At 66.1% G+C, this 25,540-nt stretch carries 24 protein-coding genes; 9 read left to right on the forward strand and 15 right to left on the reverse strand.

Annotated features, from left to right (window positions below; translation table 11 throughout):
* Positions 1-2 precede the first annotated feature (2 nt).
* The 6 genes from BHE01S_RS18035 to BHE01S_RS18065 form a co-directional block, all read right to left on the reverse strand.
* A complete protein-coding gene (locus tag BHE01S_RS18035) occupies positions 3-1,220 on the reverse strand; it encodes a 5-(carboxyamino)imidazole ribonucleotide synthase (RefSeq protein WP_042266282.1) in 1,218 nt (405 codons plus the stop codon).
* Positions 1,221-1,276: 56 nt separating this feature from the next.
* On the reverse strand, positions 1,277-1,795 hold the full coding sequence (purE, locus tag BHE01S_RS18040; RefSeq protein WP_042266284.1) for a 5-(carboxyamino)imidazole ribonucleotide mutase: 519 nt from the start codon (positions 1,793-1,795) through the stop codon (positions 1,277-1,279).
* Between the two features lie 26 nt (positions 1,796-1,821).
* Positions 1,822-2,712, reverse strand: a complete 891-nt coding sequence (locus BHE01S_RS18045; protein ID WP_042266287.1) for a phosphoribosylaminoimidazolesuccinocarboxamide synthase — start codon at positions 2,710-2,712, stop codon at positions 1,822-1,824.
* Between the two features lie 225 nt (positions 2,713-2,937).
* The gene (fba, locus tag BHE01S_RS18050; RefSeq protein ID WP_042266288.1) at positions 2,938-4,002 is read right to left on the reverse strand and encodes a class II fructose-bisphosphate aldolase; all 1,065 of its coding nucleotides are present in this window, start codon (positions 4,000-4,002) and stop codon (positions 2,938-2,940) included.
* A gap of 424 nt (positions 4,003-4,426) precedes the next feature.
* Positions 4,427-5,863, reverse strand: a complete 1,437-nt coding sequence (gene pyk, locus BHE01S_RS18055; protein ID WP_042266290.1) for a pyruvate kinase — start codon at positions 5,861-5,863, stop codon at positions 4,427-4,429.
* Positions 5,864-6,313: 450 nt separating this feature from the next.
* Positions 6,314-7,513, reverse strand: coding sequence for a phosphoglycerate kinase (locus tag BHE01S_RS18065; RefSeq protein ID WP_042266293.1), 1,200 nt, complete (start codon positions 7,511-7,513; stop codon positions 6,314-6,316).
* Between the two features lie 485 nt (positions 7,514-7,998).
* Between BHE01S_RS18065 and BHE01S_RS18070 the strand changes: the two genes are divergently transcribed.
* From BHE01S_RS18070 to BHE01S_RS18095, 6 genes are all read left to right on the forward strand, one after another.
* Entirely contained in the window at positions 7,999-8,922 is a 924-nt protein-coding gene (locus BHE01S_RS18070) for a branched-chain amino acid transaminase (RefSeq protein ID WP_084068967.1), read from the forward strand.
* Positions 8,923-8,982: 60 nt separating this feature from the next.
* Positions 8,983-9,177 carry a zinc-finger domain-containing protein gene (locus tag BHE01S_RS18075; RefSeq protein WP_028205950.1) on the forward strand — a complete coding sequence of 65 codons (195 nt, stop codon included), beginning with the start codon at positions 8,983-8,985 and terminating at the stop codon, positions 9,175-9,177.
* A 208-nt stretch (positions 9,178-9,385) separates the two neighbouring features.
* Entirely contained in the window at positions 9,386-10,411 is a 1,026-nt protein-coding gene (gene waaF, locus BHE01S_RS18080; protein WP_042266300.1) for a lipopolysaccharide heptosyltransferase II, read from the forward strand.
* Positions 10,412-10,724: 313 nt separating this feature from the next.
* A complete protein-coding gene (locus BHE01S_RS18085; RefSeq protein WP_042266302.1) occupies positions 10,725-11,171 on the forward strand; it encodes a nuclear transport factor 2 family protein in 447 nt (148 codons plus the stop codon).
* A gap of 27 nt (positions 11,172-11,198) precedes the next feature.
* Positions 11,199-12,278, forward strand: coding sequence for a YheT family hydrolase (locus tag BHE01S_RS18090; RefSeq protein ID WP_042266303.1), 1,080 nt, complete (start codon positions 11,199-11,201; stop codon positions 12,276-12,278).
* Positions 12,271-12,909, forward strand: coding sequence for a DUF2946 family protein (locus BHE01S_RS18095; protein ID WP_042266306.1), 639 nt, complete (start codon positions 12,271-12,273; stop codon positions 12,907-12,909). Before BHE01S_RS18090 ends, BHE01S_RS18095 begins: the two co-directional genes overlap by 8 nt.
* A gap of 49 nt (positions 12,910-12,958) precedes the next feature.
* On the opposite strand, the gene BHE01S_RS18100 is transcribed toward BHE01S_RS18095, so the two are convergent.
* The gene (locus BHE01S_RS18100) at positions 12,959-14,764 is read right to left on the reverse strand and encodes a M48 family metalloprotease (protein WP_042266307.1); all 1,806 of its coding nucleotides are present in this window, start codon (positions 14,762-14,764) and stop codon (positions 12,959-12,961) included.
* Between the two features lie 181 nt (positions 14,765-14,945).
* Here BHE01S_RS18100 and moaC point away from each other — a divergent pair, with 181 nt between their 5' ends.
* Complete coding sequence (gene moaC, locus BHE01S_RS18105) at positions 14,946-15,425, forward strand: cyclic pyranopterin monophosphate synthase MoaC (RefSeq protein ID WP_042266308.1); 480 nt, start codon at positions 14,946-14,948, stop codon at positions 15,423-15,425.
* A 4-nt stretch (positions 15,426-15,429) separates the two neighbouring features.
* Positions 15,430-15,780, forward strand: coding sequence for a nucleotide pyrophosphohydrolase (locus tag BHE01S_RS18110; protein ID WP_042266310.1), 351 nt, complete (start codon positions 15,430-15,432; stop codon positions 15,778-15,780).
* A 70-nt stretch (positions 15,781-15,850) separates the two neighbouring features.
* Here BHE01S_RS18110 and BHE01S_RS18115 read toward each other — a convergent pair whose 3' ends face one another.
* The 8 genes from BHE01S_RS18115 to recA form a co-directional block, all read right to left on the reverse strand.
* Positions 15,851-17,686 carry a PglL family O-oligosaccharyltransferase gene (locus BHE01S_RS18115; RefSeq protein WP_042266312.1) on the reverse strand — a complete coding sequence of 612 codons (1,836 nt, stop codon included), beginning with the start codon at positions 17,684-17,686 and terminating at the stop codon, positions 15,851-15,853.
* A 144-nt stretch (positions 17,687-17,830) separates the two neighbouring features.
* Complete coding sequence (locus BHE01S_RS18120) at positions 17,831-18,442, reverse strand: pilin (RefSeq protein WP_042266314.1); 612 nt, start codon at positions 18,440-18,442, stop codon at positions 17,831-17,833.
* Positions 18,443-18,568: 126 nt separating this feature from the next.
* The gene (locus BHE01S_RS18125) at positions 18,569-19,291 is read right to left on the reverse strand and encodes a TerC family protein (RefSeq protein ID WP_042266315.1); all 723 of its coding nucleotides are present in this window, start codon (positions 19,289-19,291) and stop codon (positions 18,569-18,571) included.
* Between the two features lie 186 nt (positions 19,292-19,477).
* Positions 19,478-20,359: a succinate--CoA ligase subunit alpha gene (gene sucD, locus BHE01S_RS18130; RefSeq protein ID WP_042266316.1), complete on the reverse strand. Its 882-nt coding sequence runs from the start codon at positions 20,357-20,359 to the stop codon at positions 19,478-19,480.
* A gap of 90 nt (positions 20,360-20,449) precedes the next feature.
* Positions 20,450-21,616 carry an ADP-forming succinate--CoA ligase subunit beta gene (sucC, locus tag BHE01S_RS18135; RefSeq protein ID WP_042266318.1) on the reverse strand — a complete coding sequence of 389 codons (1,167 nt, stop codon included), beginning with the start codon at positions 21,614-21,616 and terminating at the stop codon, positions 20,450-20,452.
* Positions 21,617-21,666: 50 nt separating this feature from the next.
* The gene (locus tag BHE01S_RS18140; RefSeq protein WP_042266319.1) at positions 21,667-22,362 is read right to left on the reverse strand and encodes a DUF2889 domain-containing protein; all 696 of its coding nucleotides are present in this window, start codon (positions 22,360-22,362) and stop codon (positions 21,667-21,669) included.
* Positions 22,363-22,481: 119 nt separating this feature from the next.
* Positions 22,482-23,429 carry a recombination regulator RecX gene (gene recX / locus BHE01S_RS18145; RefSeq protein ID WP_084068969.1) on the reverse strand — a complete coding sequence of 316 codons (948 nt, stop codon included), beginning with the start codon at positions 23,427-23,429 and terminating at the stop codon, positions 22,482-22,484.
* 30 nt (positions 23,430-23,459) lie between these two features.
* The gene (gene recA / locus BHE01S_RS18150) at positions 23,460-24,536 is read right to left on the reverse strand and encodes a recombinase RecA (protein ID WP_042266320.1); all 1,077 of its coding nucleotides are present in this window, start codon (positions 24,534-24,536) and stop codon (positions 23,460-23,462) included.
* Positions 24,537-24,771: 235 nt separating this feature from the next.
* Here recA and BHE01S_RS18155 point away from each other — a divergent pair, with 235 nt between their 5' ends.
* The gene (locus BHE01S_RS18155; RefSeq protein WP_042266322.1) at positions 24,772-25,536 is read left to right on the forward strand and encodes a response regulator transcription factor; all 765 of its coding nucleotides are present in this window, start codon (positions 24,772-24,774) and stop codon (positions 25,534-25,536) included.
* Positions 25,537-25,540 lie beyond the last annotated feature (4 nt).

Here is a 25,540-nt window from a genome sequence, read left to right on the forward strand (position 1 = left end):
CCTCAGCTCGTGACGATGTGCAGCAGGCGCGCGCAGTCGCGAGCGGCCGTGCGCGCTTCGTCGAGCGTCGGCGCGGTGAAGTTCACGTGGCCCATCTTGCGGCCCGCACGCGCTTCTTCCTTGCCGTACAGGTGCAGGCGCGCAGCCGGCATCGCGGCGACCTGGTCCCACGGCGGCGTGACGGGCGCGGCGCCCTTCTGGGGCTTCGCCTCGCCCACGGCGCAGGGGAACCACACGTCGCCGAGAATGTTCAGCATCACGGCCGGCGAGTGCTGGCGCGTGTCGCCGAGCGGCATGGCCGTCATGGCGCGCACCTGCTGCTCGAACTGGCTCGTCGCGCACGCGTCGGTCGTATAGTGGCCCGAGTTGTGCGGACGCGGCGCCATTTCGTTGGCGACGAGCGAGCCGTCTTCGAGGATGAAGAATTCCACGCACAGCACGCCCACATAGCCGAGCCTGGCCGCGATCTGGATCGCCGCCTGCTGGGCCTGCTGCACGAGCGCCGGGCTGGCGTCCGGCGCGGGCACGATGGTGTGCGAGAGCACGCCGTTACGGTGCGTGTTCTGTGCGAGCGGATAGACCGCGGCCGCGCCGTTCGCGCCGCGCGCGATCAGCGCGCTCACCTCGAACTTCAGCGGCAGGCGTTTTTCCAGCACGCACGGCACGCCGCCGAGCGACGCGTGTGCCTCGCGCACTGCATCGGCGTTGGAAACACGAATCTGGCCTTTGCCGTCATAGCCCATGCGCGCGGTCTTGAGAATGCCCGGCAGCACGGCGGCGAGCGCCTTGTCGTCGATGCCGGCGAGCGCCTGCGACGACTCGATCACCACGTGCGGCGCAACCGGCACGCCGGCCGCCGCGATGAACTGCTTCTCGGCGATGCGGTCCTGCGCCACCGCCACGCAGCGCCCGGCCGGGCTCACGAAGGTCGACTTCGCGAGCGTGTCGAGGCTCGCCGCGGGCACGTTCTCGAACTCGGTCGAGATGGCCGCGCACAGGCGCGCGAGTTCCGTGAGCGCCGCTTCGTCGTCGTATGCGGCGCAGATGTGGCGGTCGGCCACGGTGCCCGCGGGGCTCGTCGCGTCGGGATCGAGCACAGCGACGCGGTAGCCCATCGCCTGCGCGGCAAAGCAGAACATACGGCCGAGCTGGCCGCCACCCACCATGCCCAGCCAGGCGCCGGGCAGAATCGGTGAAACCGGTGAATTGTCAGGAGTCATCTTTGTGGTCGGCCGCGGGATGGCCGCGGCGCGTGGGGACAATCAAAGCGGGGCGATCAAAGCGGGGGCAGCGCCATGGCGTGCGCCGCTTCGTTCTGGCGCACGCGGAAAGCCGCGAGCTTGTTCGCGTATTCGGTGTTGGTCACGCTCAGGATCGAGATGGCGAAGAGCGCCGCATTGGCCGCGCCCGCCTCGCCGATGGCGAAGGTCGCGACCGGCACGCCCTTGGGCATCTGCACGATCGAGTGGAGCGAATCCACGCCCTTCAGATACTTGCTGACCGCCGGCACGCCCAGCACGGGCACCGTGGTCTTGGCCGCCAGCATGCCCGGCAGGTGCGCCGCGCCGCCCGCGCCGGCGATGATCGCGCGCAGGCCGCGCTCGCGCGCTTTTTCCGCGTACTCGAACATCTCGTCGGGCATGCGGTGCGCCGACACCACCCTGGCCTCGTACGCGACGCCGAACTCCTGCAGGATCGCGACCGCGTGCTTCATCGTGTCCCAGTCGGAGCTGGAGCCCATCAACACGCCGACGAGCGGTGCCGCATGCTGGTGAGCCGTCTGAACTTCGCTCATTGTGCTTCCTTCTTCCCTCTTCTCGCTCACGCGAGCTTTTGACCCGTGAGACGCTCGAGCGCCTCCTGATACTTCGCCGATGTTTTGGCGATCACTTCGTCCGGCAACTTCGGCGCCGGCGGCTCCTTCTTCCAGTCCTGGGTTTCGAGCCAGTCGCGCACGAACTGCTTGTCGAACGACGGCGGGTTCGAGCCCACCTGATACTGGTCGGCCGGCCAGAAGCGCGACGAGTCGGCGGTGAGCGCCTCGTCCATCAGATAGAGCTGGCCGTGGTTGTCGAGACCGAACTCGAACTTCGTGTCGGCGATGATGATGCCGCGCGTGGCCGCGTAGTCGGCCGCTTCCTTGTACAGCTTGATCGAAATTTCCTTGATGGTGCGCGACAGCTCGGTGCCGATGCGGCGCTCCATTTCATCAAACGTGATGTTCTCGTCGTGGTGGCCCATTTCGGCCTTCGCTGCCGGCGTGAAGATCGGCTCGGGCAGCTTCTGGGCGTTCTGCAGGCCCGGCGGCAGTTCGACGCCGCACACGGCGCCCGTTGCCTGATAGTCCTTCCAGCCGCTGCCGGCCAGATAGCCGCGCACCACGGCCTCGACGAGGATCGGTTCAAGACGCTTCACCACCACGGCGCGGCCCTTGACCTGACCGACTTCGTCGGCGGCCACCACGGTCTCGGGCGCCACGCCCGTGAGGTGGTTCGGCACGATGTGCTTGAGCTTTTCGAACCAGAAGTCGGCCATCTGGTTGAGCACCTCGCCCTTGCGCGGAATCGGCTCGCCCATGATGACGTCGAACGCCGACAGACGGTCGGTGGTGACGATCAGCAGCTTGTCGTTGCCCACGGCATAGTTGTCGCGGACCTTGCCGCGGCCGAGAAGCGGCAGCGAGCGGAGCGTGGATTCGTAGAGGGTAGACATCGTCGTGATTCGCAAAAAGGACAATCGAAACGGAGGCGGGTTCGGTCCGCAATCGCGGTTCCAACCGCGCCAGGAAACCGTAAAACCGGAGGTAATGCGAGGGTAAACCAAAAACCGGCAAATTTCCCGGAAAAGCCCATCGCCGTTCCCCCAAAACAGGCGGAAACGGCGACGTTTTGACTATTTCAGGCGCGGCGGTACCGAGCGCCTGCCACAGAAGCCCGCTTAGCGAACGATCTGCGCGAGTTCACCTGACTTGTACTTCCCGGCGATCTTGTCGAGCGAGACCGGCTTGATCTTGCCCGCCTGGCCTTCGCAGCCGAACGCGAGGAAGCGGTCCACGCACACCTTTTTCGCGGCTTCGCGAGCCGGCTTCAGGTAGTCGCGCGGGTCGAACTTCGACGGGTTCTGGTACATATAGCGACGGATCGCGCCCGTGATCGCCAGACGCAGGTCGGTGTCGATGTTGATCTTGCGCACGCCATGACGGATGCCTTCCTGGATCTCCTCCACCGGCACGCCGTACGTTTCCTTCATGTCGCCGCCGAATTCGCGGATCTCGGCCAGCAGTTCCTGCGGCACCGACGACGAACCGTGCATCACGAGGTGCGTGTTCGGAATGCGCGCGTGGATTTCCTTGATGCGCTGGATCGACAGGATGTCGCCCGTGGGCTTCTTGGAGAACTTGTACGCGCCGTGCGAAGTGCCGATGGCGATGGCCAGCGCGTCGCACTGCGTGAGCTTCACGAAATCGGCGGCCTGCTCCGGGTCCGTCAGGAGCTGCTCGCGCGTCATGGTGCCTTCGGCGCCGTGACCGTCTTCCTTGTCGCCCTTCATCGTTTCCAGCGAACCGAGCACGCCCAGTTCCGCTTCGACCGTCACGCCGATCGAGTGCGCCATTTCGACGACCTTGCGCGAGACTTCGACGTTGTACTCGTACGATGCGACCGTCTTGCCGTCGGCTTCGAGCGAGCCGTCCATCATCACGCTGGTGAAACCGCTGCGGATCGCCGCCATGCAGACCGCCGGCGACTGGCCGTGATCCTGGTGCATCACGACCGGGATATGCGGATACGACTCGACCGCGGCTTCGATCAGGTGGCGCAGGAAGGGCTCGCCCGCGTACTTACGCGCGCCGGCCGATGCCTGCATGATCACCGGCGAACCGACCTGGTTCGCCGCTTCCATGATCGCCTGGACCTGTTCCAGGTTGTTCACGTTGAACGCCGGCAGACCATAACCGTGTTCAGCCGCATGGTCGAGCAGTTGACGCATTGATACGAGAGGCATTGTTGCTACTCCTTTGATTTGAAACGAAATGCTTCTGCCGCCGGCTGTCTTGCGCAGCCGGTCGAGGGCGGCCTGGCAACCGCCGCCCGCGTGACCTGCCGCGGGCTCGATGGCGTGATTTTATCGCGAAGCGCGTCCGTTCCCGGGGCCAGGCCCGTAACTGGCATGAAATTGGCGTATCGGAGCGTCAAAAGCGCGAGAAGGTGCAAAAAGAGTTGACAGCCCGCGCGCCGTTTCCACGGCGTACGGGCTGCAATTGCGGGGAAAAGACGGCTAAATGGCACCGATCTGGCGCCGATCCGATACCAGTGCGATACCAGTCGACGCCAGCCGCGTTTATTTTCGGGAGTCGCGAAAATAATGCGAAAAAAAATCGCCGTGAGAATACGGGCCGAACTGACGGCACCGAGTTACAGCACCGCAGTTACAGCACGTCCCCCACGCGCACGATCTTCAGCGTATTCGTGCCGCCCGGCTGCCCCATCGGCTCGCCCACGCTCAGCACGACCATGTCGCCGCGCGACGCGTAACCCTTGCTCACCACCACCTCGATGGCCTGCTGCAGCGCCGTGTCGCGGTCGCTGCTCGTGTCGAGGTGCAGCGGCGTGACATTGCGGTAGAGCGACATGGCGCGTTCGCTGCCCGGGCGCGGCGTGAGCGCGAAGATCGGCACATGGGTCCAGTGACGCGACATCCAGAGTGCGGTCGAGCCCGACTCCGTGAGCGCGACGATCGCCTTCGCGCCCAGGTGGTAGGCCGTGAACAGCGCGCCCATGGCGATCGACTGGTCGATGCGCGTAAAAGTGCGGTCGAGGAAATCCTTGTCCAGCTCGGATTGCTCCGACTTCTCCGCTTCCAGGCAGATCGCGGCCATGGCCTCGATGGTCTGCACCGGGTACTTGCCCGCCGCCGATTCGGCCGAAAGCATCACCGCGTCCGTGCCGTCGAGCACGGCATTGGCGACGTCCGAGACTTCGGCGCGCGTGGGCACCGGCGCGTGGATCATCGACTCCATCATCTGCGTGGCCGTGATGACGAGCTTGTTCGAGTCGCGCGCCATGCGGATCATGCGCTTTTGCAGTGCCGGCACGGCGGCATTGCCCACTTCCACGGCCAGGTCGCCGCGCGCGACCATGACGCCGTCCGACGAATCGAGAATTTCCTGCAGCGCCGGAATCGCTTCGGCACGCTCGATCTTCGCGATCATCTTCGGCTTGATGCCGTACGGCGCGCCCGCGATGTTCGCGAGCTGGCGCGCCATTTCCATGTCGGTGGCGTTCTTCGGGAACGACACGGCGACGAAGTCCGCGCCGAGCGACATGGCCGTGCGGATGTCCTCCATGTCCTTCGCGGTGAGCGCGGGCGCCGTGAGGCCGCCGCCCTGGCGGTTGATGCCCTTGTTGTTCGACAGGTCGCCGCCCACGCGCACGACCGTATGAATCTCGCTGCCGATCACGCGCGAAACGTCGAGCACGATCAGACCGTCGTTGAGCAGCAGCACGTCACCCGGCTTCAGGTCGCGCGGCAGGTCCTTGTAGTCGAGACCGACGCGCTCGTCATTGCCAAGCTCGCATTCGGCGTCGAGGATGAAGGGATGGCCCGGCTCGAGCGCCGTCTTGCCATTCTCGAATTTGCCGACGCGAATCTTCGGGCCTTGCAGGTCCGCCATGATCGCGACTTCGCGGCCAGCCTGGCGGGCGCAGTCCCGCACCATTTCAGCACGCTGACGATGGTCGTCGGCGGTGCCGTGCGAAAAGTTGAGGCGCACCACGTCCAGTCCTGCGCGGATCATTTTCAGCAGGATGTCCGGCGTGCTGGAAGCCGGACCGATGGTGGCGACAATCTTGGTGGCGCGATGCATGAGTCTCCTCGTCTGGATAGGATCGCTGGGAAAACCGTTGCTGCGAGAAGTACTGGCCGGCTGCGCCGCAGGTGCGGACGCGCCGGAACGCGCACCGGGTGAGCCCGGCGTCGCTTTCTTGGAGGACGCCGCGGGGCTCACCCGAGCCGTCGCAGCGCTTTTTTCATGCGTAGTCGTATTCGATGCGGGCGTGGCTGGGCGCCCTGCCGGATTCTGTGCGGCTGTCGATTCAGCAGTCGACTGCGTCGCCGCAAGGTCCGTTTCGGCAGCAACAGCGGCGGCGGGCGTCGCGTCCGCCTTCGCCTTATCCGTTTCTGCCTGGGGCGCTGCGCGCCCCTTCTGTTTTGCTGCGGCCCCGGCTGCGCTGCGCGGCTTCTGTCCGCTTGCACGAGGAAGTTTGCTCATGGCGGCGGCGCTCGCCGGCTTCGCCCCCGGGACTCGCGGCGCCACTTAACCAGCCGCCCGCGTTTCGAGCACTTCGACCGCCGGCAGCTTCTTGCCTTCGAGGAACTCGAGGAAGGCGCCGCCGCCGGTGGAGATATAGCTGACCTTGTCGGCGATGTGGTACTTCGCGATGGCTGCGAGCGTGTCGCCGCCGCCGGCGATCGAGAACGCGCCCGAACCGGCGATCGCGTCGGCGAGCGTCTTCGTGCCGTTGCCGAACTGGTCGAACTCGAACACGCCGACCGGGCCGTTCCACACGATCGTGCCGGCCTGCGCGAGTTGCGCGGCGAGCGCGTTGGCGGTGACGGGACCGATGTCGAGAATCATGTCGTCGTCGGCCACGTCGGCCACGTTCTTCGTCTCGGCCTTCGCCGTCGGCGAGAATTCCTTGGCGGTCACGACGTCGGTCGGGATCGGCACCGAGGCGCCGCGTGCGCGCGCCGCTTCGATGATGGCCTTCGCTTCGTCCACCAGATCGGCTTCGGCAAGCGACTTGCCGATCTTCAGGCCCGCGGCCAGCATGAACGTGTTGGCGATGCCGCCGCCGACGATCAGCTGGTCGACCTTCTCGGCCAGCGACTTGAGGATGGTGAGCTTGGTCGAGACCTTCGAGCCGGCCACGATCGCCACCAGCGGGCGCTTGGGCGCGCCGAGCGCCTTGCCGAGCGCGTCGAGTTCGGCCGCGAGCAGCGGGCCTGCGCAGGCAACGCCCGCGTACTTCGCGATGCCGTAGGTCGTCGCTTCGGCGCGGTGCGCGGTGCCGAATGCGTCGTTCACATAGATATCGCAGAGCTTCGCCATCTTTTGCGAAAGCTCGTCCGAGTTCTTCTTCTCGCCCTTGTTGACGCGGCAGTTTTCGAGCAGCACCACGTTGCCCGGCTCGACGTTCACGCCGTTTTCAACCCAGTTCGCGACCAGCGGCACGTCGCGGCCGAGCAGTTCGGCCAGACGCTTCGCGACCGGCTCGAGGGAGTCTTCGGGCTTGAATTCGCCTTCGGTCGGGCGGCCCAGGTGGGAGGTGACCATGACGGCCGCCCCGGCGTCGAGTGCGGCCTTGATGGCAGGCACGGAGGCGCGTACGCGGGTGTCTTCGGTGATGTTGCCGTTGTCGTCCTGCGGCACGTTCAGGTCGGCGCGGATGAATACGCGCTTGCCCTTCAATTTGCCTTCGGAGATCAGATCGGAAAGACGCAGAACCTTGTTCATGGGCATGTCATCTTGATGGTGGGAAGGCGGAGGCAAGGCGATGCGGCGCCGCGGGCCTCATTCTGGCGCGGCAAGGCGTGCTCAACGGCACGGCGCGGGATCCGGTGCGACTGTCCCGGGTCGCCATGTCGCTGCTCGTCGCTGGCACGAGCCGGCATCGAATTGCGAGATCGGTATTTTAGCTGATAGCCAGGACGATCTGAGACGTGTCCAGGCGAATCTCCCGTATTTGGGCAGACGCTGCTCGCCGGGCGGGCCTTCCCGCCATTTGCTGCGTCGCAGCACGCGTTCAGGCGAAAAAAAATTGGCCGGAAGCGGCGCGAAACGACCCTAAAATCGCCCGAAAACCCCGCCCCATGCGCCCGCGGGCGCGCTGGGGGGCGTCAAATGACGCTAAAATAGCGCTCTTTGCCAACCGCAACCACGCGGCGCGCGGCGAAGCCCCCTATAAGCCCGATATTTACTGCACTTGTCTGGAGAATCGTATGTCAATGGCCGACCGCGACGGCAAGATCTGGATGGACGGCAGGCTGATTGATTGGCGCGACGCCAACATTCACGTGCTGACCCACACGCTGCACTACGGCATGGGTGTTTTCGAAGGCGTACGCGCCTATCAGACCGCCGACGGCAGCACCGCCATCTTTCGCCTCGCCGAGCACACCAGGCGCCTGCTCAATTCGGCCAAGATCTTCCAGATGGACGTGCCGTTCGACGCGAAGACGCTCGCCGGCGCGCAGCTCGAAGTCGTGCGCGCGAACAAGCTCGAGTCGTGCTACATCCGCCCGATCATCTGGGTCGGCTCGGAAAAGCTCGGCGTTTCGGCCAAGGGCAACACCATTCATGTGGCCATCGCCGCGTGGCCATGGGGCGCCTATCTCGGCGAAGACGGCCTCGCCAGGGGCATCCGCGTGAAGACGTCGTCGTTCACGCGCCATCACGTGAACGTGTCGATGGTGCGCGCCAAGGCTTCGGGCTGGTACGTGAACTCGATCCTCGCCAACCAGGAAGCCACCGCCGACGGCTACGACGAAGCGCTCCTGCTCGACGTGGACGGCTATGTCTCGGAAGGCTCGGGCGAAAACTTCTTCCTCGTGAACCACGGCAAGCTGTACACGCCGGACCTCGCGTCGTGCCTCGACGGCATCACGCGCGACACGGTCATCACGCTCGCGCGCGACATGGGCATTCCGGTGATCGAAAAGCGCATCACGCGCGACGAGGTGTACACCTGCGACGAAGCGTTCTTCACCGGCACCGCCGCCGAAGTCACGCCGATCCGCGAGCTCGACAACCGCACCATCGGCAACGGCTCGCGCGGCCCCGTCACGGAGAAGCTGCAATCCGCCTTCTTCGACGTCGTTGCGGGCAAGAACGAGAAGTACGCGCACTGGCTCGCGAAGGTTTAAGACATAAAGGTCCGGGCGATCCAACGCCCGGCCCCCACAGCTACACAGAGAATCGTCCTCATGAGCGAAATCAAGGAAATGCCGCTGGTCGAACTGTCGGCCAAGGATCTGCCCGCTTACTGCCCGAATCCGTCGATGCCGCGCTGGAGCAACCACCCGCGCGTGTTTCTCGACGTGACGCACGGCGAAGCGAAGTGCCCGTACTGCAGCACGCGTTACAAGCTGCGCGCGGGCGAGGTCGTCCACGGCCACTGACGCGTTTCGCCTGACTCGCGGCGCGCCGCCGTGCATGCGGCGGCGCGTCTTGACGTGCTGCCGCCGCCCGTTCATCGGCGCGCGGCGCGCCGCCATTTTCCCAACCGTGTTTCGCGCGCGGCCCAATACGTCCCAGGCCGGCCCCAAGCCGGACCCAGGCGGGCGAGCCGCACGTGCAACCTCTACCCTCTCCGGACCCTGACTCCCGATGCGCCGCGCGCTGGTAATCGCACCGAACTGGATCGGTGACGCACTGATGGCGCAGCCGCTTTTTTCGCGGCTCGTGAAACTGCACCCGCGCATTCAGATCGATGCGCTCGCGCCAACCTGGGTTGCGCCCGTGCTCGAGCGCATGCCCGAGATCCGCGACGTCTACGCCACCGACCTCGGCCACGGCAAGCTGCAGCTGCTGCGCCGCTGGCAACTGGCGGGCGACTTGCGCGCCGAGCGCTATGACGCCGCCTACGTCCTGCCCAATTCGCTCAAGTCCGCGCTGATCCCGTGGCTCGCCAATGTCGGGCTGCGCATTGGCTACACGGGGGAGAACCGCTACGGCCTCTTGAACGTGCGCCATGCGAATCCGCCGAAGGACGAGCGAGCGCCGATGGTCAGGCACTACGCCGCGCTCGCCTACGCGCCCGGCGCGACCGTGCCCGACGATCTGCCGATGCCGCGCCTCGAGTCGGACCCGAACGAGGCGTCGCGCGTGTCGGCGCGCTTTACCCTCGATACGCGGGTACCGCTGCTCGTCTTCTGCCCCGGCGCGGAGTACGGCCCGGCCAAGCGCTGGCCGCCCGAGCATTTCGCGGCGCTCGCGAAGATGGTGGGCCAGTCGTTCCCGTACACGCAGATCGTCGCGCTCGGCTCCCCCAAGGACGCCCCGCTCGCCCAGGCCATTGCCGATCGCGCGCCGAACGTGCGCAATCTGTGCGGGCAGACCGCGCTCGGCGAGGCCTGCGCACTGATCTCGCGCGCGAATGCCGTGGTGACCAACGACTCGGGCCTGATGCACGTGGCCGCCGCGCTGCGCCGGCCGCTCGTCGCGCTGTACGGTTCGACGGATCCGCGCCACACGCCGCCCTTGTCCGAGCTTGCAAAGGTACAATGGCTGCATCTCGAATGCAGTCCCTGCTTTGCGCGCGAGTGTCCGCTCGGGCATCTGAACTGCCTGCGCGAACTGAGCCCGGAGCAGGTTTTCGGCGATCTGCGCGGCATGCTGCTCGGGCAGCGCTAAGCCAGCGACAAGCAACAGGCATCGCCGGCAGCGTTGGGCGGCTATGTGCCGCCCGCCACGCTGAAAACAGCGCGCACACCCATGGATGTGCGCCACGCAACGGACGCCATGCGCGTTGCGCGCGCCCAATAGAGGCAACGAGGCGCGCGAGGGACCAAAGCGCCGCATCGGCGCACGTCACAGGCCTGTCTCGCGAAAGCGGCATGCTCGCGGCAAACACGCTGCACGCAGCGACAGCCGTGCAGCGACGCAACCGATCAATCGCCAACCCGCGCCCAGGTAGACGCCACCGAGCGCACAAGACCAACGAGCCATGCCACGTTTTGCCCACATCTTCGAAGCCGCCGCGGACACCCTCAACGCGTACTACCAGGCCGTCGCGGAAGTCAACATCGACAGCTTGATGGGTCTGTGGATCGATGAAGAGTTCGTGAGCTGCATCACGGCGCAAGGCGCGCATCTGCACGGCCTGCCGAGCATCCGCGCGGGCCTCGCCGCGCAGCTCGAAGCGGCGCCGGTGTCGATCGAGCCGCTCGACATCCGCGTGTACGACAGCCTCGGCACCGTGGTCTACGCGATCGTGGAAGCGCACCGCCCGGTCGATCCCAGTGCGATTCCTGCCATGATCTTCACGACCTACGTGATGGTTCACGAGCGCGGCGAGTGGCGCATTGCGCACATTCACGCGAGCCGCATGCCCGACGACACAGCCACCCAGTTCTCGGCCAGATTGCGCCACGGCCAGGGCGCGCTGCACTGACATAAAGGCGCAAAGCAGGGGGCAGTGATGAGTACGACCGACGACACCAGCAGGCCCGGCGAAGCAGCCCGCGTCGCGGCGGCGCTCGAAGCCCAGACTGCCCTGCTCGGCGCCCACTACGACAACGACTACCGCGCGCCGTTCTGGCTGCCCGGTGCGCATATCCAGACCATCGTGCCGGCGCTGTTCTCGCGCCTGCCCGCGCCCGCCTACCGGCGCGAGCGCTGGGACACGCCGGATGGCGACTTCATCGAAGTGGACTGGCTCGACGGCAAGCGTGCCGGTGCGCAGTCGCACAACGCCCCCGACGCCCCGCTTTTCGTCCTGTTCCACGGCCTGGAAGGCGGCTCGAGTTCCCACTACGCGCGCGCGCTCGCTGCGGCCGCGCAGGCGCGCGGCTGGCATGCGGCGATCCCCCACTTTCGCAGTTGCAGCGGTCCGTTGAACCTGCTGCCGCGCTTCTACCATCTCGCCGACTCCGCCGAAGTCGACTGGGTGCTGCGCCGCTTCGCCGCCCGCCACACAGGGCCGCTCGTCGTCGCGGGCGTGTCGCTCGGCGGCAACGTGCTGCTGCACTGGCTCGCGCAGCGTCGCGAAGACGCCGCGATCGTCGCCGCCGCCGCCGCGATCTCCACGCCGCTCGATGTGCACGCAGGCAGCGAGATGCTGACGCAGGGCTTCGGCATGGTCTACACGCGCAGCTTCCTGAAAACGCTGAAGGTGAAGGCGCTCCAGAAACTGGAACAGTATCCCGGCTTGTTCGACGCGCAAGCCGTGCTCGCCAGCCGCACGATGTACGAATTCGACAATGTCGTGACCGCGCCGCTGCACGGTTTTCGCGACACCCATGACTACTACACCCAGGCGACGATCCGCCCGAAGCTCGGCGAAATCGCCGTCCCCACGCTCATCCTGAACGCGCGCAACGATCCGTTCCTGCCGGGCCGTGCGCTGCCCGCGCGCCACGAAGTGAGCGCCGCCGTCGAACTCGATCAGCCCGCGCACGGCGGCCACGTCGGCTTCATGACGGGACCGTTCCCTGGCCGCAGCGACTGGCTTTCGCAGCGCGTGTTCGCTTACCTCTCGCCTTTCGTCTCTCATGGATGACATCGTCAAACGGGCGCTCGCGCGCTGGCCCGACGTGCCGCATTGCACGGGCTGGCTGCTGCTCGACGCGCGCGGCAACTGGCGCATGCGCGACGAGGCCGCCCAGGCGCAGAACGCACCCGGCACGGCGATCCGCCACGAAGCGCTGCTCGGCTTCATCAACCGCAATTACGAGCGCGACGAACATGGCCAGTGGTACTTCCAGAACGGGCCGCAGCGCGTGTACGTCGAGCTCGAATACACGCCGTGGATCGTGCGTCTCGCCACCGGTCATGACGGCGGCGATGACGCGTTGACGCTCACCGATCAGGGCGGCCAGGCGTTCGAGCCCGTGGCCGCCTACCTCGACGAAGCGGGCAGCGTGATTTTCGTCGATGCGGGCACGCCGCCGCGCGCGGCGCTGCTGCACGACCACGACCTCGATCTCTTCTCCGACCACGCCACGCTCGCGGACGACGCCCACAGCGGCACGTTCCACTGGCGCGCCGGCGCCGCGCTGCCGCTGCAGCCGGTCAGGCGCGCCGACGTGAGCACGCGCTTTGCCTTCGTGTCGAGCCCGGCGCGCGCCGGGCGCGAAGCGCAGGCCGCGCAGCACAGCGCGAGCGGCGCGCCGCCTGCATCGGCAGACTGAGTACAGACTCAGCCGCGGCCCTCATTGCATCCGCAGACTGGGTGCAGACTCAGCCGCGGCCCTCATCCTTCTCGTCCTGGCGCTCCTGCTTGTAGCGCGCCTCGAAATCGTGCAAGCGCGCTTCGATCGTCGACAGGTCGTAGTAGCCCACCGACTTCATGTCGCGCGCCTCCTTGAGCTGACGGATGGCCGAGGGCCAGGCGCCGTCGAGCGCCAGCTTCTCCGCCATCGCCCGATGCTGCGTGAGAGCGTCGCCGAGTCCGGCACTCGCCTGCGCCAGATAGAGCCACCACGCATCCTGCTGCGGTTCGGCCTCGGTTTCGCTGCGCGCGAGCGTCTGCGCCTCCTTGAAGCGCCGCGCCGCGATCAGCGCCTGCAGCAGCCCATCGGTGGCCGCGTGGGAGCCCGGCCAGGCCTTGTGCGCGGCCTCGGCGAGCCGCACGGCGTCGTCGGTGCGGCCCGAGCGGCGCGCGATGTCCACGGCAAGCACGTCGAGACTCGGCGAATTGCGTGTCTTGCTGCCGTCCGCGGCCTCGAACTGTGCGAACGCCGCGCGCGAGTTCGCGAGCGACGCCGTAGCGTCGTCGTAGCGCTCCAGCAGCATCTGCCCGTAAGCAATGCCGTACCAGTTCGCGGCGACGTTGAGGGCCGTGCGGTCCTCGATTTCCGAGCGCAGGCGCGAGACCTCGTCGATGTACTCGTTGCGCGTGCGGTCCTGAAGCAGGCGCACGCGCGCGCGCACGAAACCGTACTCGGGCGCCTGGTGCGGCTGGCGGTAAGCGGCGCGGCGCGCGCGGTCCTGCATGTCGGCGATGCGCTCGCCGGTGAGCGGGTGCGTGCGCGCATAGGCCGGTGCGCCCGTGTCCTCCATCGAAGCGCGCTCGAGCCGCTCGAAAAACGCCACCATGCCCCACGGGTCGTAGCCCGCGCCCGTGAGCAGCTGGAAGCCCACGCGATCGGCCTCGTGCTCCGCGGCGCGCGAGAAACGCAGCTGGCTGTCCACCGCATACGCCTGGCTGCCGAGCGCAATCCCGGCACCGAGATCCCCGCTATGCGCGAGCACGCCCGCGAGAATGCCGAACAGCACGCCCGCCAGCGCGGCAAGACCCGTGCGCTCGCTCTGCGAAAGCATGCGGGCGATGTGCCGCTGCAATACGTGGCCCATTTCGTGACCGATCACGGAGGCGAGTTCGGATTCCGTTTGCGTGACGACGATGAGCCCCGAGTTCACGCCGATGAAGCCGCCCGGCAGCGAGAACGCATTGATCTGGCCGTCGCGGATCGCAAACAGATCGAAGTCGGGCCGATAGCCGCCGATGAACTGGGCGCTCGCGGCGGCAGCGAGGCGCGCGGCGACCGAGTTGAGGTAGTCGCGCACGAGCCAGTCGCCGATGTAGTCGGGGTCGCGGCGGATCTCGCGCATCACGCGCTCGCCGATACGGCGCTCGGCCTGCGGCGTGAGCGCGCCGCCCGAGCCGTCGCCGAGGTCGGGCAGCTGCGGCACCCAGGCGGGGGCGCGCACGCTGGTATTGCCACTCGAAGACGAGGACGCCGCGCCGGCCTGGCCCTGGGCCGAAAAGCGGCTCTGCGCGCCGCCGTACGTGCCGAACACGCCCTGCGCGATCGAGGCTGGGATGACAGGGTCCGCCGCATCGTCGAACGGGCCGCTGACGAGTGGGGGCGCGGCATTGGCCACAGTCGGTGCGGGGCTGGAGGGGGCCGGGGCAGGCTGCGTGGCCGACGGTCGTGCCTCGCCGAGATTGAGCACGGCGGCATTCGACGCCTGCGCGTACGCTTGCGGCGAAACCGCGAGCGACGCGCACAACCAGGCAGCAAGCAGCCGTTTCAGACGCATTGATGACAGGATCGGGGAATACGGAACAGTGGCGCGGCGGCGCGCCCGGTGCGGAGCGCCTGCTCGCTTGCGCCAACCGGTCGATTGTAGCCCGGCTTACAACCCTTGCGGCGCGGCAAGACGCGTAGAAATCGCGGCGTGCGGCACTGTTAAGATAGGTATCCCCCAAGGAAGAACTACCATGCCCGAACTCACGCATTTTGACGCAGCCGGCGACGCCCATATGGTCGATGTCGGCGGCAAGGCAGAGACGAAGCGCATTGCGCTCGCGAGCGGCACGATCCGCATGTTGCCGGAAACCTTCGCGCTGATCCGCGACGGCCACGCGAAAAAAGGTGACGTGATCGGCGTTGCGCGCATCGCCGCGATCCAGGGGGCGAAGCGCACCTCGGATCTGATTCCGCTGTGCCACCCGCTCGCCATTACGCGAGTGAAGGTCGACTTCGCACTCGACGAAGCACTGCCTGGCGTTCACTGCACGGCGCAGGTGGAAACGCTCGGCCGCACGGGCGTGGAGATGGAAGCGCTGACCGCCGTGCAGGTCGGACTGCTGACCGTCTATGACATGTGCAAGGCCGTAGACCGCGGCATGACGATCACCGATGTGCGCGTGCTCGAAAAGCACGGCGGGAAGTCGGGGGATTGGGTAGCGGAGCGCTGACGCCATGACGCTCGACGAACTGCTCGCACAGGTTCTGGCCTTCCGCGACGAGCGCGACTGGAAGCCGTTTCACACGTTGCGCAACCTGATCGTCTCCACGAGCATCGAGGCAGGCGAGCTGCTGGAAACGGTCCAGTGGAAGACCGATGCGCAGATCGACGCACAACTCGCCGATCCAGCGCACCTCACGCATCTGAAGCACGAGTGCGCGGATGTGTTCATCTACCTCCTGCTGGTCGCGCACACCGCCGGGATCGATCTGGTCGATGCGGCAGCGGAAAAGCTCAAGCTGAACGCGCAGCGCTATCCCGTGGAGAAGGCGAAGGGCAGCGCCGCGAAATACTCCGAGTTCTGATTGCGCGAGCAGCGGCACAGAACGCGGCGGCGAACCGGCTCGCCGCCGCTTCGCGCACGGGCCGCGAGGCTCAATCGTCCGAATCGTCCTCGTCGTCCTGTTCGACCGACTTCGCCGGCGTCCCGTACTTCTTCACGAGTTGCGCCTTGAAGTCGCCGAGCGTCGGCTGCTCGTCGAGCAGGCCGTAGAGCGAAGCGAGCTGCGTCTGCCAGTCGTGCAGTTCCGTGGCGAAAATGCGCAGGCGCTCCACCGTATCGAATGCGCCCGCCGTATCGCCGTCCAGCGCCTGCAAGACCGCGTAGCGGCGCAGCACCGTCTCGCCGGGCAGCAGCGCGATGGCGCGCTGGTGCGCGTAGAGCTTGCTCGACAGGCTCGCGGCGTTCATCGGCAACAGCGTGGCCATGCCGTAGTCGCCCCATGCGCCGAACAGGCGCGAAGGATCGTCGCCGTAGTCGCGCGCCGGGTGCTGTCCGTAATACAGCACCTCGGCGCGGTTGTAGTCGCGCAGCACCGGGTACAGCGCCGCGACGCCGCCGAACACGACCACCGCATACACGCCGAGCGAGAGGCGCGACGGCACGACACGCAGCGGCTTCGTCTCCAGCAGACCGAACACGAACATCGCCGGCAGCAGAAAGAACATGTACTGCTGCGGATATTCGACGAGTGCATGCATGACGAGCACGCCAATCAGCATGAAGCCAAACACGCGCTCGGCGGTGTGCGGCGCACGCAGCCCGCGCACGAACCATGCGACGAGTCCAATCACGACGATGGCAAGGCCGACGAGGCCGGTTTTCGCGAGCAGATCGAGGAAGATGTCGTGCGCGTTGTTGGCGATCTCGACGCCGCCCAGCGAGCGCACCAGCTCGAACTGATGCACCGGGAAATCGCCCCAGCCGACGCCCAGCACCGGATGCGACTTGAACATCGTCCAACCGTAGCGCCACAGCGCGAGGCGCGGCGCGATCTGGCTGGCGTCCTTCATGCGCTCGGCGGCCGACTGCGCGAGGTCCAGGCCGTAGTGGAGGTTGGCCCAGCGCACGAACGCATTCATGCCGAAAAAGATCAGCACGAGCACGACGGGGAGGGTCCAGGCGCGCACGCCGCCGGCCTTGCGCCCCGCAGCCGATGCGAGGCCTTGCGCGAGCGCACCGCGTCCCTCGTCTGCTTCGCTGCGGCAGCCCGTGAACGCGATCCACAGACCCGCCACAAAAATGACGCCCATCTGCAGCCACGGCCCGCGCGACACGGTGAGCGCAAGACCGCCCGAGTAGATCGCGGTCAGCATGCCCCAGAGCAAGACGTTCAGACGCCGCGTGAGCACGAGGTACATCGCACCCGCCATCGCGAAGGCGATATACGTGGCCAGGTGATTGGCCTGCGCCATGTTGCCGAACGGCCGGCGATCGACGGTAATGTTGTACGCCACCACGAGCGGGGTGACCTTCGTCTCCAGGTGAAAGAGCTGGATCACCTGGGTGAACACGGCGAAGAGGCCGCCGAACTGCAACGCGAACGCCCCCCACACGAGCGCGGACTGCATGAGGCGCGCGCGCGTGATGGTGTAGCCCGCATGCGCCGCCAGGAACGCGGCGAGGAGATAACCCGCACCGAGCCAGTTCATCGAAGGCTCGGCGAGCGGCAGTGCGAACGTCTGCACGATCAGCAGCAGACCGAAGAAAAGCGGCACGAGCGCGACCGTGGGCGACGCGAAGCCCTCGCCCGTGCGCGCCGGACGAACGAGCAGCAACGTCGCGGCGCCCATCAGCACATAAAGTGTCAGTGCAACGAATTCCGCGTAGAAAGTCGGAATCGGATAGGTGTGGTTGACGACCGCATAGGGCAGCGTCAACGCGAGGGCCAGCAAGACGAACGTAAGGTAACGCGCAAAATTGGAAGGCATGGTTGGGCGGGGGCGTTCAGCAACGGGGCACTATACAAAACTTTTCCCCCGCTGTGCGGGTGCAGCCGGTTGGGTCGCAGCAACATGCGCTGCGCGACCAGGCTCGCAAGTGCTCACGGTTGCCCCCGCACCGATGCGCAAACTTTATGCGCGGCACTCCGGCGGCGCGAGATTGCCCGCCAGCGTGGCGGCGTCCACCGGCGACGGGCCCGTGCCGGGCGCGCCAAGGGACGAGGCCGTCTTGCCCGCCGCGAAGCACTCCCACGTGAGCGTGCCGCCCTGCACGCTGCCCTGCGCGAGCGCGACGCGCGCCGTGGGCGCATCGGCATTGTCGGGCACCGAGGGCACGAGCACGATGGTGTTGCTGCCCTCGGGCGCCACGCGCGAGGTGAATGCAACCGTGATCTGACCGGTCGTGTCGTCGATGTGCAGCGACTGCACGTTGCGCGTAGCGGGCGGCACCGTGTAGCCCGCGCCGAACGCGTTGCCGCTCGCGGCGTTCTCCGCCACGGCAAGGCGCGCGGAAGCCGCGAGCGACAGGCCCTCGCCCACGCGGCTGCGAGCGAGGTAGTCCTGGTACGCGGGAATGGCGTAGGCGGCGATCACACCGACGATCGCGAGCACGATCATCAGTTCGATCAGCGTGAAGCCGCGCGCCGTCCAGCACCCGGCAATGCTTGCGAAGCGCAAAAGTCTGGCAAAACACGCGCGGCTGTTGCGCAGCGGCGCTCTCATGGGAAGTGCGGATACGGTCATCGTCAGGGCTCCTGAAACAAGAAACGCCTGCTCACAGTCGTGAACAGGCGTCTTGATCGTATCGGCGGCTCGCTTCGCGCAGCAGTCGGCCAGATGGCCCAGGCGCAATGGCACAGCCCTACGCGCTCAGTGCGACTGCGGCCCCTGCGCCGCGCTGCGCTGCGCGTTGCGGCGCCTGAGCCAGATCCCGAGCGCGACGACGAAGACTGCCCCCGCCACGCTCATGCCGTATTCGGCGGCGGGCGTATCGAGCAGCGGCCAGCGGTCTCCGGCGGGGTCGTTGACGATGAGCCCGCCCGCGATCCAGCCGAGCAGCGCAGCACCGAGCGTCACGATGACCGGATAGCGGTCGAGCAGCTTGAGCACGAGCTGGCTGCCCCACACGATGAGCGGAATGCTCACCATCAACCCGAAGATCACCAGGGCGATGCGATGGCGCGGATCGGCCGCTTCGGCTGCGCCCGCAATCGCGACCACGTTGTCGAGGCTCATCACCGCGTCGGCGACGACGATCGTCTTGATCGCGCCCATCAGCTTCTCGGCAGGCTTCACGTTGGCGTGCTCGAGGTGACTGGGCGCGAGCAACCGAACGCCGATCCACAGCAGCAGCAGGCCGCCTGCGAACTTGAGGAACGGCACGTTGAGCAGCACCACGGCGAATGCGATCAGCACCACGCGCAGCGCGATCGCGCCGGCGGTGCCCCACAGAATGCCGCGCATGCGCTGCTGCGAAGGCAGGTCGCGGCAGGCGAGCGCGATCACCACGGCGTTGTCGCCGCCGAGCAGGATGTCGATGATGATGATCTGGATGACAGCGCCCCAATGGAGCGTCGCGAAAAACTCGAGCATGGAAACGTAGACTCAGCCGTGACTCAGGATGGGCGGCTCATACCGCGAGCCAAATAAAAAAGCGAGGAAGCCATGACTGGCTCCCTCGCTTCTGTTCGGAAACCTCGTGAAAGGATTCCGCAAGCATATCAAAAAACGCCGCTCTCCCGTGCATACGTGCTGCACGGGAGTGGCGATTCTTGCGTATTACAGCACCGACTTCAGCAGACGGCCCATTTCCGACGGGTTGCGCGTCACCTTGATGCCGCAGCCGTCCATGATTTCCAGCTTCGCGTCGGCCGTATCCGCACCGCCCGAAATCAGCGCGCCGGCGTGGCCCATGCGCTTGCCCGGAGGCGCCGTGACGCCCGCGATGAAGCCAACCACCGGCTTCTTCATGTTGTCCTTGATCCAGTAAGCGGCGTTCGCTTCGTCCGGACCGCCGATCTCGCCGATCATGATCACGGCGTCCGTATCGGGATCGTCGTTGAACATCTTCATGACGTCGATGTGCTTCAGACCGTTGATCGGGTCGCCGCCGATACCGACTGCCGACGACTGGCCGAGGCCGAGCGCGGTCAGCTGCGCAACCGCTTCATACGTCAGCGTGCCCGAACGCGACACGACGCCGATGCGGCCCTTGCGGTGGATGTGACCCGGCATGATGCCGATCTTCAGCTCGTCCGGCGTGATCGTGCCGGGGCAGTTCGGGCCGAGGAGCAGCGTCTTGCGGCCTTCGCGGCGCATCCGGTCCTTGACTTCGATCATGTCGCGGACGGGAATGCCTTCCGTGATGCAGATCGCGAGATCGAGGTCGGCCTCGACGGCTTCCCAGATCGCAGCAGCCGCGCCTGCCGGCGGCACGTAGATGACCGAAACGGTCGCCCCGGTAGCGTCCTTCGCTTCACGCACGTTGGCGTAGATCGGAATGCCTTCGAAATCTTCGCCGGCCTTCTTCGGGTTCACGCCAGCGACGAACGCTTCACGGCCGTTCGCGTACTCACGGCAGGCGCGGGTGTGGAACTGACCGGTCTTGCCGGTAATGCCCTGCGTGATGACCTTGGTGTCTTTGTTGATCAGAATCGACATGTATTGACCTCTGTTCGTCTGGCGTCGTGCGCACTACCACATTCATTTCCGTGGCCGCGCCGGCACCACGCCATTCGTGTCCGGTGAAAATTACTTGCCTTCGGCGGCCGCGACGACCTTCTGCGCGGCTTCTTCCATGCTGTCTGCCGAGATGATCGGCAGGCCCGATTCGGCCAGCATCTTCTTGCCGAGGTCCTCGTTCGTGCCCTTCATGCGCACGACGAGCGGCACGTTCAGGTTCACGGCCTTCGAACCGGCGATCACGCCTTCCGCGATCACGTCGCAGCGCATGATGCCGCCGAAGATGTTCACGAGGATCGCCTTCAGGCCCGGGTTCTTCAGCATGAGCTTGAACGCTTCCGTGACCTTCTCGGTCGTGGCGCCACCGCCCACGTCGAGGAAGTTGGCCGGCTCGCCGCCGAACAGCTTGATGGTGTCCATCGTCGCCATTGCGAGGCCTGCGCCGTTCACCAGACAGCCGATGTTGCCGTCGAGCGAGATGTACGCGAGGTCGAACTTCGAGGCTTCGATTTCAGCCGGATCTTCTTCGTCCAGGTCGCGGTAAGCGACGATTTCCGGATGACGGGCCAGCGCGTTGGAGTCGAAGTTGAACTTCGCGTCGAGCGCAATGACCTTGCCGTCGCCGGAGACGTTCAGCGGGTTGATTTCCGCCAGCGACGCGTCGGTTTCCCAGAATGCCTTGTACAGGCCTTGCAGGATCGCGCGGGCTTGCGGAATCGAAGCAGCCGGCACGCCGATCTTCGCGGCGAGGTCGTCGGCCTGGGCGTCGAGCAGCCCCGTCGACGGCTCGACGATGACCTTGTGGATCAGTTCCGGGTGCTTTTCGGCCACTTCTTCGATGTCCATGCCGCCTTCGCTCGAACCCATCAGGACGATCTTCTGCGACACGCGGTCGACGACGAGGCTGACATACAGTTCCTGCTTGATGTCGGCGCCTTCTTCGATCAGCAGACGGTTGACCTTCTGGCCTTCCGGACCGGTCTGGTGCGTGACGAGCTGCATGCCGAGGATCTGGTTCGCGTATTCGCGCACTTGCTCGAGCGTCTTGGCAACCTTCACGCCACCGCCCTTGCCGCGGCCACCCGCGTGGATCTGCGCCTTGACGACCCAAACCGGACCGCCCAGCTCTTGAGCGGCCTTGACCGCGTCATCCACCGAAAATACCGGGATGCCGCGCGGGACCGCGACTCCGAATTTCCGCAGGATTTCCTTACCCTGGTACTCGTGAATCTTCATGCGTGATTCCTTCAGTCTGAGAGTTGGAGTGAACTTCGATTCCGCTGTTGTTATTCATGCGAGACGGCGTCGGCCCTGCCCTCTTGGCCCGGGCTCCGGCTGTCGCGCACGCCGGGGGTTTCCGCGCCGCGTGCTGTTGAACGCGGCGCATGGCCATACCAGCGCGGATAAAACTGCTTCACCGCCTCCCCATCGAACCGCAGCGCGTGGCAGCGGCCAAGCTGGAAGGGCGGCTTTTCACCGGCGGCCTCATTGCCTCCGGCGGTCTTGCCGAGTTCCGGTCCGGGCGCCTCACCCGGCGAGCCATTCGATGTGTCCCACACTGCCCCGACGAACGCCTGGATCGCAGCGGTCGGCAAAACGCCCAACATTTCTGTGAGGTGCGTGCAGCCGGCCGTGCCGGCGAGGAGCCGGCCCGCTTCACGGCGGAAGTTGTCGAGGAGATTGAGCCCGATAAGGGCCCGATAGGCGGGATTGGCGTTCTGGCACTGACCATCGTACGGCACCCAGTCGGACGACGCTTCGGCGTCGACGACGTTGAGCTTGCGATCGATCGTAATGCGCAGCCAGAGCTCATGGATCGGCAGACCATTGGGCCGGACACCGGCGGCGAGCGGCACGTCGCGTGGCTTGTGGTCGGTCAGGCACGCGTCGATGTCCCACAGGCCGTCTTCGCGCTCATAGGCAACCGCCCGGATGGCGCGCTGATGGCGCAACTGGCGGGGCACGGGCGGAGAAAGCGGCATGCTAAAGGTAAGACCGGATTGGAAAACCTCGCGATTTTAACATACCGGGTATTTGAGACAGCCGCGAACACACAGGGCGGGCGGGGACTTGCCTGCGCGGATTTTTCGAGACGGCCGGCTCAGTTGTCGGAGCAGTCTTCGTCGATTCCCTTGAGGATCTTGCCGATGATCGACATCGAGAAGCCGCGCGCCGCGAGAAAGCGCGCCTGGCGAGCGCGTTCGGCCGGTGTCTCGGGCAGCTGGCCGTACTTCTTCTGCCAGACCGTGCGGGCACGCACGAGCTCGGTCTCGCGCAGTTGCGAGCTCACCTCTTCGATGAGCGCTTCGCCCACCGCATGACGCTTGAGTTCGCTGACGATACGCCCTGCCCCCACGCGCGACGCGCGCCGGTGCACGACACTTTCGGCGAAGCGCGCGTCGGAGAGCCAGCCCTCGCGTTCGAGCGAATCGAGCAGCACTTCGAGTGCGTCGGCGTCCTCTGTGTACGGCATGAGCTTGCGCGAGAGTTCGGCGCGGCTGTATTCGCGGCGCGAAAGATAGCCGAGCGCGCGGCCCTTGAGGGAGCGCTCGGGGCGCTCCTTCGCCCTGGACATTTTTTCTCGCTCGCTGGCGCGTGCGGCGCGGCTGGCCGAGCTGCGCTCGTATTGGTCGGCGCGGTCGGCGCGGTCGGCTTGTGGCGCGCTGGATTCACGCGCTGTTTCGCGAGGCGCGCGCGACGGGTATGGAGACGATCGCTTGAATGCTGTCTCGGACAGCGGCTCGGGCAGTGCGTTTGCCGCCTCGTCGGCCCCGCTGAAGAAAGCCTCGAACGGGACTTCGAAAACCGCACCGCCATCGTCGCTGAGATCGGCGGGCGAGGAATGCGCGGCGTCAGAATGCACAAAGCCGCGATCACCCGCCTGGGCGTCGCGGCTCAAATGACCTGAGCGGCTCGCGCGCGAGTCGGCGGGCTTGACGGCGGAGCGCCGCCCCGCGCCCCTGTCCGCAGGCGAACCCACTGGCGAACCCGTATGCGGGTTCGCCTGCTCGCCGGAAGGCGAGGACGTATGTGGCCCGCCCTTGCGCATCAGCTTGCCTTACCCGGGAGCCTGGTGGATTTACTCTTCGTCAGCGACTTCGACTTCGCCGGAATCGTTGACGCCGTCCGGCATCGTGCTCACGCCAAGCGATTCGCGGATACGGTTTTCGATCTCACGAGCAATGTCCGCGTTCTCGCGCAGGAATTCGCGTGCGTTGTCCTTGCCCTGGCCAATGCGCTCGCCGTTATAGCTGTACCACGCACCCGCCTTGTCGACGATCTTGGCCTGCACGCCGAGGTCGACGATTTCGCCCTGACGCGAGATACCCTCGCCGTAGAGAATGTCGAACACGGCTTCGCGGAACGGCGGCGAGACCTTGTTCTTCACGACCTTCACACGCGTTTCGCTGCCGATCACTTCGTCGTTCTTCTTGATCGAACCGATGCGGCGAATGTCCAGACGCACCGACGAGTAGAACTTGAGCGCGTTGCCGCCCGTGGTGGTTTCCGGGTTGCCGAACATCACGCCGATCTTCATGCGGATCTGGTTGATGAAGATCACCATGCAGTTCGTCTTCTTGATCGTGCCGGTGAGCTTGCGCAGCGCCTGAGACATCAGACGCGCCTGCAGACCCGGCAGCGAGTCGCCCATTTCACCTTCGATTTCGGCCTTCGGCACGAGCGCCGCGACCGAGTCGATCACGATCATGTCGATCGAGCCCGAGCGCACCAGCGCGTCGGTGATTTCGAGCGCCTGCTCGCCCGTGTCCGGCTGCGAGATGAGCAGTTCGGGCACGTTCACGCCGAGCTTGGCGGCGTATTGCACGTCGAGCGCGTGTTCCGCGTCGATGAACGCCGCCGTGCCGCCGAGCTTCTGCATTTCGGCGATCACCTGCAGCGTGAGCGTGGTTTTGCCCGACGATTCCGGACCGTAGATCTCGACCACCCGGCCGCGCGGCAAACCGCCCACGCCGAGTGCGATGTCGAGGCCAAGCGAACCGGTGGAGACGACCTGGATGTCCTCGACCGCCTCGCCGTCGCCGAGTCGCATGATCGACCCCTTGCCGAACTGCTTTTCGATCTGCGCGAGCGCGGCGGCCAGCGCCTTGCTCTTTTCAGCAGTCAGCCCAGCCGAGCCTTTCTTGCTATCTTCCATGAATCGTCCTTTGCTATGATGAACGGCGTCTCGTGACCATGCGCACGCCTCATTCGGGCTAATGCACACGAACGCAGACACTGTATAAAAAAACAGTGGTTTTGGCAAGCCTTTCTGGCTATCCGGAACCGTGAATTTCGGGAGACCGCCGCGCGTCGCCTGACCGCGCCTTCAAGGACGCGGCGCGGCGCGGGGCTACGAGGTCAAAAAGCCTCGAAGACGACGCTGGCGCAACATGCGAATCCTCATTGCCGAAGACGACAGCATACTCGCGGACGGGCTCGTCAGATCACTCCGCCAGTCGGGCTATGCCGTTGATCACGTGCGTAGCGGCGTGGATGCCGATACCGCCTTGTCGATGCAGTCGTTCGACCTCTTGATCCTCGATCTGGGCCTGCCGAAAATGACGGGCCTCGAGGTGCTGCGCCGTTTGCGCGCGCGCAATTCCAACCTGCCCGTGCTGATCCTCACCGCCGCCGACAGCGTGGACGAGCGCGTAAAAGGCCTCGACCTCGGCGCCGACGACTACATGGCCAAGCCCTTCGCGCTCAACGAGCTCGAAGCGCGCGTGCGGGCGCTCACGCGGCGCGGTGCGGGCGGCGGCCCGACCGTCGTGCGGCACGGCGCGCTTGCGTTCGACCAGGTGGGGCGCATTGCGCGCATCAACGACCAGGTGCTCGATCTTTCCGCGCGCGAACTGGGCGTGCTCGAAGTGCTGCTGCAGCGGCTCGGGCGGCTCGTCTCGAAGGAGCAGCTCGTCGACCATCTGTGCGAATGGGGCGAGGAAGTCAGCAACAACGCCATCGAAGTCTACGTTCACCGGCTGCGCAAGAAAATCGAAGCAGGCGGCGTGCGCATCGTGACCGTGCGCGGGCTCGGCTACTGTCTCGAAAAGGAGGCGAAGGAAACGCAGGCCGGCGCAGGCCAGCCGCCCGCCCAGACCGGGTCCGGCGCGCCCGACGCCGCGCCGGCGATGCCCGCCAGCCACTACTTCAAGTAGAAGG

The sequence above is a fragment of the Paraburkholderia heleia NBRC 101817 genome (assembly GCF_000739775.1).
In the GTDB taxonomy this organism is placed as follows: Bacteria; Pseudomonadota; Gammaproteobacteria; order Burkholderiales; family Burkholderiaceae; genus Paraburkholderia; species Paraburkholderia heleia.

Excerpts from the sequence above, each read along its gene's own strand:
- BHE01S_RS18035 (WP_042266282.1), bottom strand. The coding sequence starts at position 1,220 with ATGACTCCTGACAATTCACCGGTTTCACCGATTCTGCCCGGCGCCTGG.
- purE (WP_042266284.1), bottom strand. The coding sequence starts at position 1,795 with ATGAGCGAAGTTCAGACGGCTCACCAGCATGCGGCACCGCTCGTCGGC.
- BHE01S_RS18045 (WP_042266287.1), bottom strand. The coding sequence starts at position 2,712 with ATGTCTACCCTCTACGAATCCACGCTCCGCTCGCTGCCGCTTCTCGGC.
- fba (WP_042266288.1), bottom strand. The coding sequence starts at position 4,002 with ATGCCTCTCGTATCAATGCGTCAACTGCTCGACCATGCGGCTGAACAC.
- pyk (WP_042266290.1), bottom strand. The coding sequence starts at position 5,863 with ATGCATCGCGCCACCAAGATTGTCGCCACCATCGGTCCGGCTTCCAGC.
- BHE01S_RS18065 (WP_042266293.1), bottom strand. The coding sequence starts at position 7,513 with ATGAACAAGGTTCTGCGTCTTTCCGATCTGATCTCCGAAGGCAAATTG.
- BHE01S_RS18070 (WP_084068967.1), top strand. The coding sequence starts at position 7,999 with ATGTCAATGGCCGACCGCGACGGCAAGATCTGGATGGACGGCAGGCTG.
- BHE01S_RS18075 (WP_028205950.1), top strand. The coding sequence starts at position 8,983 with ATGAGCGAAATCAAGGAAATGCCGCTGGTCGAACTGTCGGCCAAGGAT.
- waaF (WP_042266300.1), top strand. The coding sequence starts at position 9,386 with ATGCGCCGCGCGCTGGTAATCGCACCGAACTGGATCGGTGACGCACTG.
- BHE01S_RS18085 (WP_042266302.1), top strand. The coding sequence starts at position 10,725 with ATGCCACGTTTTGCCCACATCTTCGAAGCCGCCGCGGACACCCTCAAC.
- BHE01S_RS18090 (WP_042266303.1), top strand. The coding sequence starts at position 11,199 with ATGAGTACGACCGACGACACCAGCAGGCCCGGCGAAGCAGCCCGCGTC.
- BHE01S_RS18095 (WP_042266306.1), top strand. The coding sequence starts at position 12,271 with ATGGATGACATCGTCAAACGGGCGCTCGCGCGCTGGCCCGACGTGCCG.
- BHE01S_RS18100 (WP_042266307.1), bottom strand. The coding sequence starts at position 14,764 with ATGCGTCTGAAACGGCTGCTTGCTGCCTGGTTGTGCGCGTCGCTCGCG.
- moaC (WP_042266308.1), top strand. The coding sequence starts at position 14,946 with ATGCCCGAACTCACGCATTTTGACGCAGCCGGCGACGCCCATATGGTC.
- BHE01S_RS18110 (WP_042266310.1), top strand. The coding sequence starts at position 15,430 with ATGACGCTCGACGAACTGCTCGCACAGGTTCTGGCCTTCCGCGACGAG.
- BHE01S_RS18115 (WP_042266312.1), bottom strand. The coding sequence starts at position 17,686 with ATGCCTTCCAATTTTGCGCGTTACCTTACGTTCGTCTTGCTGGCCCTC.
- BHE01S_RS18120 (WP_042266314.1), bottom strand. The coding sequence starts at position 18,442 with ATGACCGTATCCGCACTTCCCATGAGAGCGCCGCTGCGCAACAGCCGC.
- BHE01S_RS18125 (WP_042266315.1), bottom strand. The coding sequence starts at position 19,291 with ATGCTCGAGTTTTTCGCGACGCTCCATTGGGGCGCTGTCATCCAGATC.
- sucD (WP_042266316.1), bottom strand. The coding sequence starts at position 20,359 with ATGTCGATTCTGATCAACAAAGACACCAAGGTCATCACGCAGGGCATT.
- sucC (WP_042266318.1), bottom strand. The coding sequence starts at position 21,616 with ATGAAGATTCACGAGTACCAGGGTAAGGAAATCCTGCGGAAATTCGGA.
- BHE01S_RS18140 (WP_042266319.1), bottom strand. The coding sequence starts at position 22,362 with ATGCCGCTTTCTCCGCCCGTGCCCCGCCAGTTGCGCCATCAGCGCGCC.
- recX (WP_084068969.1), bottom strand. The coding sequence starts at position 23,429 with ATGCGCAAGGGCGGGCCACATACGTCCTCGCCTTCCGGCGAGCAGGCG.
- recA (WP_042266320.1), bottom strand. The coding sequence starts at position 24,536 with ATGGAAGATAGCAAGAAAGGCTCGGCTGGGCTGACTGCTGAAAAGAGC.
- BHE01S_RS18155 (WP_042266322.1), top strand. The coding sequence starts at position 24,772 with ATGCGAATCCTCATTGCCGAAGACGACAGCATACTCGCGGACGGGCTC.